Genomic DNA, 12,786 nt, shown 5'->3' on the forward strand with positions numbered 1-12,786 from the left:
CTCCCCGCCCTCGCACGCGAGGCCGCCGAGGCTCCGGCCGCCGCCCGCCGCCAGCTCGAACGCTGCCGCGACACCTTCGCCTACCTGGGCGCCCGCCTGCGCCGCACCCCGCCCCGCTTCGTCGTCACCTGCGCCCGGGGCAGCTCCGACCATGCGGCCGTCTACGGCAAGTACCTCATCGAGACCACGCTGGGCCGCGCCGTGGCCTCGCTGGGCCCCAGCGTCGCGTCCGTCTACCACACGCGCTCCCTGGAGCTGCGCGACGCGCTCTTCATCGCCGTGTCCCAGTCCGGCCAGAGCCCCGACCTCCTGCGCATGACCGAGGCCGCCCGCGCGGGAGGCGCCGTCGTGCTGGGCTTCATCAACGACGAAGCCTCTCCGCTGGCCGCGCTGTGCGACGTGCACATCCCGCTGTCCGCCGGCCCCGAGCACAGCGTCGCCGCCACCAAGTCCTATCTGCTCTCCGGGCTCGCCTTCCTCCAGCTCGTCGCGCACTGGTCGGACTCCGCGGAGCTGCACGATGCCGCCCGACGGCTCCCGGACGCGCTGGAGGCCGCCGGGAAGCTCGACTGGTGGCCGGCGCTCGCGACGCTCAAGGACGCCAGCAGCCTCTATGTCGTCGGCCGGGGCAGCGGCCTGGGCGCCGCGCTGGAGATGGCCCTCAAGCTCAAGGAGACGTGCCGCCTGCACGCGGAAGCCTTCAGCACCGCGGAGGTCCTCCATGGTCCGCTCGGGCTCGTGCGGCCGGGCTTCCCCGTGCTCGCGCTGGGGCAGGAGGACAACGCCGCGCAGGGCACTCGCGACGTCGTGCAGCGCATGGTCGAACTGGGCGCGAACGTCCACACCGCCCTGCCCGTCCCCGACGCGCAAATCCTGCCCACGCTGCCGGACCTCCCCGCGGCCATCGCGCCGCTCTGCCAGGTGCAGAGCTTCTACTTCGCGGTGCACCAGCTCGCGACAGCGCGAGGCCTGAACCCAGATGCGCCCGCGCACCTGCGCAAGGTCACGGAGACCGTGTGATGACGACCGTCCTCCAGGGCGCCCGCGTCTTCACCGGGGACCAGGTCCTCGAAGGTCACGCCGTCGTCATCGAGGACGGCACCGTCCGCGCCGTGGTGCCCCAAACCGGACTCCCCACCGGCGCCACCGTGCACACGCTGCCCGGTGACACCCTCCTGGCCCCCGGCTTCGTGGACGTGCAGGTCAACGGCGCGGGCGGCGTGCTCTTCAACGACACGCCCACCGAGGAGGCCGCGCTCGCCATCGCCTCCGCCATGCGCACGTGCGGCACCACGGGACTGCTCCCCACCTTCATCACCGACGACGCCGCCCGCATGCGCGAAGCCTGCGAGGCCGCGCTCACCGCCACCGCGCGCCCCGACAGCGGTGTCCTCGGCATCCACCTGGAAGGCCCCTTCATCAGCCGCGAGCGCGCCGGCGTCCACGTGCCCTCGTTCATCCGCACGCCCGACCCTCGCGACCTCGACTACCTCACCGCCCTGCCCCGCCGCTTCGCCGCGCATGGCGGCCGCGTGCTGATGACGCTCGCCCCCGAGTGCGTGGACGATGCCACCCTGCGCCGCCTCGCCAACTCCGGCGTCGTGCTCAGCGCGGGCCACACCGCCGCCACCAGCGAGCGCACCACCCAGGCACTGAACTCAGGCGTGCGCGGCTTCACCCACCTGTTCAACGCCATGCCTCCGGTGATGAACCGCCAGCCCGGCCCCGTCGTCGCCGCGCTCGCCCATGACGACGCGTGGTGCGGCGTCATCGCGGACGGCGTGCACGTGCACGCGGACAACCTGCGCCTTCTCCTCAAGGTCAAGCCGCCGGGCAAGGTGTTCCTCGTCACGGACGCCATGCCGCCTGTCGGCACGCCCGTCACGTCCTTCACCCTCCAGGGACGCACCATCCTGCGCCGCCACGGCCGTCTGGAGACGGAGGACGGCACGCTCGCGGGCGCGGACATCGACCTCACGGCCGCCGTGCGCCACTGCGTCCATGTGCTCAACGTGTCCTTGGAGGAAGCGCTGCGCATGGCCTCGCTCCATCCCGCCACCTTCATGGGACTGCATGGCCACCGGGGCCGCATCGCCCCCGGCCATCGCGCGGACCTCGTGCTGTTGAAGCCGGACCTTTCCGTCTACACCACCTGGGTGAACGGACAGGCAAAATCCAACGTCAGCCATTAACCCGGAAAAATGGGTGCGTGACTCCTTCCGCGTGTACCGCAGGCGAGGAGAACACGAATGCGTCGTAGCAAATGGATTGTGGGCCTGGTGGCGTCCGCGCTGACCGTCGCCGGTTGTGGTCAGGAGTCCTTCGCTCCCGAAGCCGAGGGCCCGGGCAGCGTGATGAAGGCGCCGCTGGAGGCCGCGTGGGCCGTGGGCGTCGCCTACTCCGTGGGCACGCGCGTCACCTATGAAGGCCGCGTCTATGAGTGCCGTCAGGCCCACACGTCCCAGGCGGACTGGACGCCGACGGCCGTGGCGGCGCTGTGGCTGGACCTGGGCCCCGTGACAGGCGGTGGCGACACCACCGCGCCCGTCGTCACCGCGTCGAGCAGCAGCACGAGCGTCACCGCCGCGGGCTCCATCACCCTCTCCGGCAGCGCCACGGACAACGTGGGCGTGACGAAGATCGAAATCCTGGAGAACGGCACGCTCGTCGCCACCGCGTCCTCCTACTCGCGGAGCTTCTCCGGCTCCGGGCAGAACGGCACGTACACGTACACCGTGAAGGCGTACGACGCCGCGGGCAACGTGGGCTCGAAGACCGTCACCGTCACCGTCGCCATCCCCTCCAACGGCGACGTCACCGCCCCCGTCGTCACCGCCAGCGCCAGCGCGTCGCGCATCACCGCCGCGGGCTCCGTCACCGTCTCCGCCAGCGCCACGGACAACGTGGGCGTGACGAAGATTGAAATCCTGGAGAACGGCACGCTCGTGGCCACCGCGTCGTCGTTCACGCGCGCGTTCTCCACGTCCGCGCAGAACGGCACGTACACGTACACCGTGAAGGCGTACGACGCCGCGGGCAACGTGGGCACCAAGACCGTGAGCGTCGTGGTGGAGCTGCCCGGCACGCCTCCGCCGGGCGGCAAGCGCATCGTCGGCTACTTCACCGCGTGGGGCATCTACGCGCGCAACTACCAGGTCTCCAACGTCCCGGCGTCGAAGCTCACGCACATCAACTACGCCTTCTCCAACATCACCCCGGACGGCAAGTGCATCCTCGGGGATCCGTTCGCGGACATCGACAAGGGCTTCGGCTTCCCCGGTGAGTGGGACCCGGGCGCGCTGCGCGGCAACTTCCGCGCGTTCAAGGAGCTGAAGAAGACGAACCCGAACCTCAAGCTGCTCATCTCCATTGGCGGCTGGTCCTGGTCCAAGTACTTCTCCCAGGTCGCCGCCACCGCCGCGGCCCGCACCGCGTTCGTGAAGTCCTGCGTGGACCTGTACGTGAAGGGCCAGTTCCCCGGCGTCACCCCGGCCAACGGCGTGGGCGTGTTCGACGGCATCGACGTGGACTGGGAGTACCCCACCGGCGGCGGCCTGCCGGACAACATCAGCAGCCCCGCGGACAAGGTGAACTACACCCTGCTCATGCAGGAGTTCCGCACCCAGTTGGCCGCCGTGACGGCGCAGACGGGCCAGCCCTACCTGCTCACCATCGCGTCGGGCGCGTCGCCGGACCTGCTCGCCAACAAGCAGGAGACCGTGAAGCTGGCCGGCATCCTCGATTGGATCAACGTGATGTCCTACGACTACCACGGCGCCTTCGAGAGCACGGTCAACTTCCACTCCGCGCTCGACCGCGTGACGGGTGACCCGGGCGCCAACGACGGCTTCTACACGGACGGCTCCATCGCCAAGATGCTCCAGCTGGGCGTGCCCGCCTCCAAGATCGTCGTCGGCGTGCCCTTCTACGGCCGCGGCTGGGGCAACGTGCCCAACGTGAACAACGGCCTGTTCCAGTCCGGCGTCCCCACCAAGGGCACCTGGGATGACGGCCAGTCCGGCCTCACCGGCGTGTTCGACTACAAGGACCTCAAGGCCAACTACGAGCGCGCGGGCTCCGGCTACACGAAGTTCTTCCACCCGGAGAGCAAGCAGGCCTACGTCTACAGCCCGTCCACGAAGATCTGGGTGGCCTACGACGACACGCAGAGCATCAACGCCAAGTCGGACTACATCCTGTCCAAGGGCCTGGGCGGCGCGATGTTCTGGGAGCTGAGCGGCGATGACGGCAGCCTCGTCAACGCGCTCTACAACAAGCTCCACTGACGTCCGCCCCCGAGTCAGGGGCGCACCCACACCGGGGCCGGCACGGGCATCACGCCCGCGCCGGCCCTGTGCGTTTTCGTGCCCTGGCCTTCACGGGCCCACCCCGCCCCACACCGGTCCGGCATAGAGTGGGGCGTGAATTGGTTGCCTGCCCGCCATCCGGGGCCGCATGCAGGGGAAGGCCGTGACGGGTCCGCCTGTTCACTGGCGTCATCGCCCCCTGCCTGCCCCCGGGCGCCGTCGAACTTCGAGGAGAACGGATGTCGCGTTTCACATCGCTGGCCGCACTTGTCGTGCTCACCTGCCCCGTGCTGGGGCTCGCGAAGCCGAACGCGGACGACCGGGCCCGCGAGTACGCGGCCGAGGCCGTCAAGGCCGCCAACTCGCCACGCGGCGGCGCCGCACTCCTGCGCATGCACGCGCTGGTGGATGACGTGGAGGACCTCACCCCGCTGGTGAGCACCTACCAGCAGATTGCGTCGCGCCGCACGTCGGACGTGAACACGCGCACCACCGCTCAAATCCTGCTCATGGACGCGGAGCGCTCGCGCGGCCGGATGGTGCGCGCCAACGAGGTCCGCCAGTGGCTGGGCTTCGTCAACGACTACTACGTCGTGGGCGGCTTCGAGAACGAGGGCAAGGCCGGCTGCGACACGGACTTCGGTCCGGAGGCCGCCAACCTGGACCTCACCGCGCGCTACCCCGGCGCCAAGGGCCACGAGGCCACCTGGCGCAAGCTGTCCGTCACGTCCGCGGACGGCTACGTGGACCTGGCCACCGCCGTGCGCCCCAACAAGGAGTCCGTGGCGTACGCGCTCACCTGGCTGGAAGTGCCCCAGGACACGCGCGTGCCGCTGGCCCTGGGCACCTCCGGCGGCTACCGCCTGTGGGTGAACGGGCAGCTGGCGTCCAAGGAGGACCGCTACAACCTGCCGCGCCCGGACCAGACGCGCGTGTCGGTGAAGCTCAAGAAGGGCCTCAACCGCGTGCTGGTGAAGGTGTGCCAGGAGTCCGGTCCGCTGGGCTTCTACCTGCGCTCGGAGACGGCCTCCGCCCGCGCCTCGCTGCCCGCCAAGGCCCCCGCCCTGGAGCGCATGCCCGCGCCCGCGCCGCAGCCCCTGCCCACGCTCACCTCCTCGCTGCGCGCGCTGGTGGAGAAGAACCCGGACGACGCGGCCCTGCGCGGCGACTACGCCCAGGTGCTGTCCTTCTTCCGCGCGTATGACGAGCGCGAACACACCGCCAGCGCCGAGGCCGCGCTCGCGGCGGAGAACGCCCCCAACGACGCGCGCCTCCAGGTCCTGGCCGCCAACACCCAGACGGACGACCTCAACGAGCGCCGCCGCTTCCTGGAGGCCGCCGTGAAGGCGGACCCCACCTACGCCCCCGCGCGCCTGGCGCTGGCGGACCATGAGATGGACCGCGGCCACCCGGAGCGCGTGCAGTCGCTGCTCGCCCCCATCCTGGAGGTGGAGGACGGCCGCAACGTGCCGGGCGCACGGCTCCTGCTCGCCCGCGCGGCGGAAGGACTGGGCGAGCGTGCCCGGGCGCACGCGCTGATTGAAGAGGCCTTCCGCCAGCAGCCGCGCGTGCCCCGCGTGGTGCGCGTGGCCGCCGCGGCGTCCCGTCAGCTGGGCCGCGCCCAGGAGGCCATGGACCGCATGCGCGTGGTGCTGGCGCTGCGCTACGACGACTCCAATACCCGCCGCCAGCTGGCCTCCATGCTCGCGGACGCGGGCAAGGTGGACGCCGCCGAGCGCGAGTACGCGAAGCTCACCGACCTGAACCCCTTCGACAACGGCAGCCGCGTGCGTCTGGCGGAGCTCAAGGCCGCCAACGGCGCCGTGGAGGAGGCCACCGCCCTCTTCACGGAGGCCAAGGCGCTCTCCCCGGACGAGCCGGAGGTCTACGAGCGCGAGGGCCGCGCGCTGCTCGCCGCGGGCCAGCGCGAGCCCGCCCTGGCCGCCTTCGAGAAGTCGCTGGCGCTGCGCCCGCAGAACCCCGGCCTCAAGGAGGCCCTGCGCACGCTCAAGGGTGAGTCCGAGAGCGCGGGCACCCAGTACCTGGTGGACGCGAAGCCCCTGTCCAAGGAGGCCGAGGGCTACGTGCACGAGGACGCCCTGTACCTCGTGGACAACACCTACGTGCGCGTGCAGAAGAGCGGCCTGTCCAGCCGCATGCAGCAGATGGTGGTGCGCGTGTACAACCAGCGCGGCGTGGACGCGTTCCGCAGCGTGCCGGTGACGTACTCGCCGGACCGCCAGGAGGTGCGCGTGCTGCGCGCCCGCGTGACGAAGCCGGACGGCTCCGTGGTGGACAGCTACGGCGACGCGGACCGCAACATCAACGAGCCGTGGACGGGCATGTACTACGACGCCCGCGCGCGCATCCTGTCGTTCCCGTCGCTGGCCGCCGGTGACACGCTGGAGCTCACCTACCGCCTGGACGACACCGCGCAGGACAACCTGCTGTCGGACTACTGGGGCGACGTGGAGAGCGTGCAGGGCGTCTACCCGAAGGTGCGCTTCCAGTACGTCGTGGACATGCCCAAGGAGCGGCCGCTGTACTGGAACAAGAGCCGCCTGGCCGGCGTGGACCAGCAGCAGGAGTCCCCCGAGTCCGGCCGCAACGTGTACCGCTTCGGCGCGAAGCACGTCTCCAAGGTGGTGCCGGAGCCGGGCATGCCGGGCTGGGCGGAGGTCGCCCAGAACCTGCACATCTCCACGTACAAGACGTGGGACCAGGTGGGCCACTACTGGTGGGGCCTGGTGCGCGACCAGCTCCAGCCCAACGCGGAGCTGAAGACCACGGTGGACCAGGTGCTCACCGGCGTGGACCGCAAGGACCAGCTGGCCGTGGTGCGCGCCATCTACTCCTTCGTCGTCACCAACACCCGCTACGTGGCGCTGGAGTTCGGCATCCACGGCTTCAAGCCCTACCGTGTCGACCGCGTGCTCGCGCGCCGCTTCGGCGACTGCAAGGACAAGGCGAGCCTCATCCACTCCATGCTGAAGGTGGCGGGCGTGGACAGCCGGCTGGTGCTGCTGCGCATGCGCAACCTGGGCGCGCTGGACGCGGAGCCCGCGTCGCTGGCGGCCTTCAACCACGCCATCGCGTACGTGCCCAAGTTCGACCTGTACCTGGACGGCACGGCGGAGTTCCACGGCGCCAAGGAGCTTCCTTCCGCGGACCGCGTGGCCAACGTGCTGGTGGTGGACCCCAACGGCACGAGCAACTTCCTCACCACGCCGGAGGCGAAGGCGGAGGACAACAAGACGACGCTGGCCATGGACGTGGCGCTGCGGCCTGACGGCGGCGCGGACGTGAAGGGCCAGAGCAGCGTGTCCGGCCAGTCCGCGCCGGACTACCGCCGCGCCTACCGCCCGGAGTCCACGCGCAAGTCCACCTTCGAGCGCGCCTGGGCCCAGAGCTTCCCCGGCCTCACCGTGCGCGAGGTGAAGCTCAGCGACACCACCCGCCTGGATGACGACGTGACGCTGGACTTCAACATGGGCATCCCGCGCTACGCGGAGGTGCTGCCCGGCGGCAGCCTGCGCTTCCTGCCCTTCGGCACGGGGCGCACGTATCAGCAGGCGTACGCGTCGCTCGCCGAGCGCCGCTTCGACCTGGTGATGTCCAGCCCCTGGGTGAACACCTTCAAGCTGCGCTACACGCTGCCCGGCGGCTACACCGTGGCGGAGATGCCGCAGGCGGTGGAGGAGACCACGAAGTTCGGCCGCGTGAAGCTCAGCTACCGCGTGGAGAACGGCGCGCTCGTCGCCGACGGCGAGGTGGCCCTCTCCGTCGCCCGCATCAAGGCGGACGAGTACCCCCAGTTCCGTGAGTTCCTGGGCCGGGTGGACCGCGCCTTCGGCCGCCGCATCCTGCTCCAGGGGCCGGGGCAGAAGACGGCTTCGCGGTAATCGCGGACACTCGCGGCGCCTGCCTGGTGTCGCATCAGCACGGAGGGCTTGACCCGGACGCGGCCCTCCGTGCTTAAGCAGATGCATGCACCCTGCACGCGCGCTTGTCCTTGGCTGCCTGCTGGTGGCGACGGTCGCCACCGCCGGCCCCGTCGTCCAGCTCCCCGAAGGTGGACGGGCGGTGGAGGTCATCCCCAAGGGCGTGCTGTGCGGCCCCGTGCGCGGCGGCTGGGTGCTGGAGGGCCGCACGCTCAAGCCGCCCACGCGCGCGGATGACACCAGCCGCACGCTGGAGCTGAAGGTCGCCGCGGACGAGGCCTCCTGCGCCACGGCCACCGACACCGTGGTGGTGGTGGCCACCGGGCCCTTCCCGCGCATCGACAGCGCCTCCACCACGTTCTACCCGGACGACGGGCGCCTGGAGCTCAAGGGCATCGGCCTGAAGAACGTGGCCATCGCCTGGTCCGGGACACCCCGGGGCGTGGATCCGAAGACGGCCTCCGTGGACGGCCAGGACTTCTGTCTGGAGCCCAACGCCCCCAACGAGTGCGCCGTCCCGTTGGCGCCCGGCCTGCCCACGGACGCGACGCTGTTCTGGGTCCCCGCCTACGGCCGCCGGGGCGCGGACGTGGCGACGTACGACGCCAACGGGCGCTTCCTGGACGACGAATACTTCCGCCTGCGCCCCGGCCGCACCGTGCTCACGCGGCCCCTGGTGCAGTCCTCCGGCGTGGACCTGTCCAAGGGCCCCGGCTACGCGGCGGTGACGCACTCGGAGGCCATCGCGTCCGTGGACTGCGGCACCGCGCGCTGCGAGGTGACCGAAGGCGCCGTGTCCATCCGCAACGTGCCGGGGCTGAACCCCACGGTGAACCTGCGTCTGCGGCTGGTGCCGCGCGTGTTCTTCGCGAAGGGCGACGCGCTGGAGACGTCCTTCTCGGAGACGCTGCCCGTGCTCGCGTGCCCCATCTCCGCGGTGGAGGGCACGGTGCTGCGCGACGCGGAGAACTCCGGGCTGGTGATGCGCCTGGACTCATCCTGCGCGCACGACCCGCGCGGCCTCTTGTGGACGGTGAACGGCGCGCGCGTGCGGGTGGAGCGCGTGGTGAAGGCGCAGGACGGCACGTACGTGCTCCTGCGCACCAGCGGAACCAACGAGCCGCAGGTGACCGTCACCGCCATCACGTCGCGCGTGGACGGCACGGTGGTGGCGTCGGACACGGCGGACACCCAGGCCGCGCCCGTCCCCCGCGCGACCCTGGAGCTGCCCGGCCACGGCGCCATCGACTTCGTGCCCACCAACCGCCCCGCGGAGGTGACGGTGGCGTCCAACGGCGGCCTGGGCCGCTTCGTGCTGCGCCCGCTGGGCGGGGCCTACACCGTGACGATGCGCGAGTCCGCCACGCTCATCCAGGGCGAGGCCACCTCGGGCGGCTTCGTGTCGCTGCGCTTCGGCTACCGGCTGCCCACGCTGCCGGCGGAGCTGGCCACGTCCGACCTGTTCCTCACCGACGAGCGCGTGCAGCGCGCGGTGCGTGAAGCCAGCGTGCCCACCAACGTGGAGAACCTGGTGGAGTTCATCTGCGCGGACAAGGAGGGCAACGACGAGAAGCTTTCGCCCAGCCGCCCGCACCGGCTGGACTACGCCATGCGCAACACCTGCCGCGTCGTCGTCCACCGCGAGCGCCTCACGCCGGAGGAGGGCAACCAGGAAATCACCCTGCGCATCACCGTGACGAAGTCGGACAACTCCATCCGGGGCGAGAGCAGCGTGGATCAACGCCTGTTCCTGCGGCCCAAGGGCGAGATGCGCGTCATCCCCGTGCAGGGCAACCTGGGCCAGTACGACCGCATCCTCGTGCAGGTGGCGCACGTCGCGGACGAGTCCCGCTACGCCCTCTCCACGGTGGACCGCACGGGCCTGCCGTCCGCGCAGTGGACCGCCATCGTGCGCGGCGGCATGTTCCGCCTCTACACCATGGCCACCATCCCCGCGGGCCTCTACCGCGCGACGCAGCCCACGGGACAGCTGGCCATCAACTTCGGCGTGCTGTCGCGACTGGCGCTGCTCAACAACGAGGGCCAGGAGCGCCTGCTGGGCATCGAGATGGGCCTGATGGGCCTGGGCCTGGTGCCGCAGTCCGGGGACATCCAGTTCCCGCCCACGCTGGCGGCCGTGCTGGGCCTGGGCCTGCGAGTCCCCATCGGCCCGGGCGCGGCGGTGGGCGCGCAGGCGTGGATTGCCCGCGAGTTCCGGGGCGACATCACCCGGCGCACCAACGGAGACCCCACCACCGACACCGTGGTGCCCTCCAGCAAGTGGTCCTTCATCTTCGGACCCAGCATCTCCGTGGGCAACGTGGGCTTCAACCTCTGAAGCCCACGGGGCGCCCCGCGGCTACTTCCAGAGCAGCGCCTTCAGGAACCGCCGCACCTCCGGCGGCCCCTCCACGCGGTACGCCGCGCGCGTGTGCTTGTTGCCCGCGTGCACGGTGATGCTGCCCGGGGGCACCGCGGCGAACAGGTCCTCGTCGGTGACGTCGTCGCCCATGGCCACCACGCGCACGTCCGGCGACTCCTCCTTCAGCACCTCCGGCACCACGCGGCCCTTGTTGACGCCCCGGGGCCGCACCTCCACCACCCGGTCGCCGGGCAGGATGTGCATGGGCTCCTGGGAGAACTTCTCGAAGAGCAGCAGGCGCAGCTCACGCGCCTGGAGCGCGCCGAACTCCGCGTCCACCTTGCGGTAGTGCCACGCGAGCGACGCCGTCTTCTCCTCCACGAACGAGCCCGTCACCCGCGCCGCGAACGCGTCCAGCACGGGCTTCACCTTCGGCTTCCACTCGAAGGACACGCCCGGCAGCGCCTGCCACGGCTGCCCCCGCCGCATGCGCGACCACAGGCCGTGCTCCGCGTGCAGCCCCACGGGCAGCTCGCCGAACCACGCGTCCAGCGTGTCGCGCGGGCGGCCGCTCACGATGTGCACGGACAGGTCCGGCCGGGCGCACAGCTCCTTCAGCAGCGTCATCAACTCCGGGTCCGGCGCGGCCAGCTCCGGCAATGAGGCGAAGCCCACGAGCGTGCCGTCGTAGTCCAGGAAGAGCACCTTGCGGCCCGGACCCTTCAGCTTGTCCACGGCGAGCATGCCGTCCGGCAGCGGCGGCTTCTCCTCCACGGAAGCAAGCCCCTGGAGCCGGTCCAGGAAGCTGGCCACCCACCAGTGCACATCCCGCGTCTTCACGCCCGCGCGCAGGGAGCGCATGCGCGCCTGGCGCTCGGGGCCGGGCATCTCCAGCGCCTGCTCGATGGCGTCCGCCATGCCCTCCACGTCGTAGGGGTTCACCAGCAGCGCGTCGCGCATCTCCGACGCCGCGCCCGCGAACTCGCTGAGCACCAGCACGCCGTCCTCGTCCGGCCGGGCCGCGCAGAACTCCTTGGCCACCAGGTTCATGCCGTCGCGCACGGGCGTCACCAGCATCACGTCCGCGCCGCGATAGAGGCTCACCAGCTGCTTCTCGTTGAGCGAGCGGTAGAGGTAGTGCACGGGCGTGCTGTGCACGGTGCCGTAGAGGCCGTTGATGCGGCCCACGATTTCGTCCACCGTCTCGCGGTACTCGGCATACGCCTGCACCTGCGTGCGGCTGGGCACGGCCACCTGGATGAAGCGCAGGCGCCCGCGCAGGGACGGCTGGCGCTCCAGCACGCGCTGCACCGCGAGCAGGCGCCGGGGAATGCCCTTGGTGTAGTCCAGCCGGTCGATGCCCACGAGCAGCCGCTCGCCGCGGGCGCGCTCCTGGAGCGTCTTCACCTCGTCCAGCACCGCGGGCTCGCGCGCCAGCGTCTCGAAGGCGGTGGCGTCGATGCCCATGGGGAAGGCGCCCACGCGCACCTCGCGCCCCTGGAAGAGGACGCGGTCGATGTCCGTGTCCAACCCCAGGTGCCGCAGCAGCGTGCCGGAGAAGTGCCGCACGTAGCTCACCGCGTGGAAGCCGATGAGGTCCGCGCCCAGCAGGCCCTTGAGCAGCTCTCCGCGCCGGGGCAGCGTGCTGAAGATTTCAGACGATGGGAACGGGATGTGGTGGAAGTAGCCGATGCGCGCCTGCGGCAGGCGCTGGCGCAACATCCCGGGCACCAGCATGAGCTGGTAGTCGTGCACCCAGATGGTGTCGCCCGGCTGGTAGTGCTTCGCGGCCAGGTCGGCGAAGCGCTCGTTCGCCTTGCGGTAGGCGTCCCAGTCCCGGTCCTGCCGGGGGACGCGGTCCAGCATGTAGTGGCACAGCGGCCAGAGCACCCGGTTGGAGTAGCCCTCGTAGAAGCGGCTGACCTCGCTGGCGGACAGGTACAGCGGCACGCAGCGCAGGTCCGCCAGCTGCTTCTCCACCTGCGCGCGCTGGGCGTCCGTCAGGCGGGAGACATCCCCGGGCCAGCCGATCCACATGCCCCCGGAGCGCTCGTGCGGGCGGCTGAGGCCGGTGGCGAGCCCCCCGGCGCTGCGCACCACGGAGACGGAATCCTTCTCCGTCTTGACGGTGACGGGAAGACGGTTCGAGACGAGCAGGAGTCGAGCCATAGACCCA

Annotated in this window: 6 protein-coding genes; 5 read left to right on the forward strand and 1 reads right to left on the reverse strand. The window is 71.0% G+C overall.

All coding sequences use genetic code 11. From position 1 onward, the window contains the following. The 5 genes from D7Y21_RS22360 to D7Y21_RS22380 all read left to right on the forward strand — a co-directional run. Positions 1–1,020, forward strand: a 1,020-nt coding sequence (locus D7Y21_RS22360) for an SIS domain-containing protein (RefSeq protein ID WP_147469348.1), incomplete at its 5' end; no start/stop codon positions are given. Beyond that, on the forward strand, positions 1,020–2,192 hold the full coding sequence (gene nagA, locus D7Y21_RS22365; RefSeq protein WP_121715579.1) for an N-acetylglucosamine-6-phosphate deacetylase: 1,173 nt from the start codon (positions 1,020–1,022) through the stop codon (positions 2,190–2,192). The genes D7Y21_RS22360 and nagA, both read left to right, overlap by 1 nt. Before the next feature lie 57 nt (positions 2,193–2,249). After that, positions 2,250–4,286, forward strand: coding sequence for a glycosyl hydrolase family 18 protein (locus D7Y21_RS22370; protein WP_121715581.1), 2,037 nt, complete (start codon positions 2,250–2,252; stop codon positions 4,284–4,286). A 260-nt stretch (positions 4,287–4,546) separates the two neighbouring features. Next, positions 4,547–8,209, forward strand: a complete 3,663-nt coding sequence (locus D7Y21_RS22375; RefSeq protein WP_120561915.1) for a DUF3857 domain-containing protein — start codon at positions 4,547–4,549, stop codon at positions 8,207–8,209. 85 nt (positions 8,210–8,294) lie between these two features. Then, on the forward strand, positions 8,295–10,586 hold the full coding sequence (locus D7Y21_RS22380) for a hypothetical protein (protein ID WP_199735473.1): 2,292 nt from the start codon (positions 8,295–8,297) through the stop codon (positions 10,584–10,586). A gap of 21 nt (positions 10,587–10,607) precedes the next feature. Here D7Y21_RS22380 and D7Y21_RS22385 read toward each other — a convergent pair whose 3' ends face one another. Continuing rightward, entirely contained in the window at positions 10,608–12,779 is a 2,172-nt protein-coding gene (locus D7Y21_RS22385; protein ID WP_121715583.1) for a bifunctional alpha,alpha-trehalose-phosphate synthase (UDP-forming)/trehalose-phosphatase, read from the reverse strand. Positions 12,780–12,786 lie beyond the last annotated feature (7 nt).

The organism is Corallococcus sp. AB045 (assembly GCF_003668895.1).
Classification (GTDB): domain Bacteria; phylum Myxococcota; class Myxococcia; order Myxococcales; family Myxococcaceae; genus Corallococcus; species Corallococcus coralloides.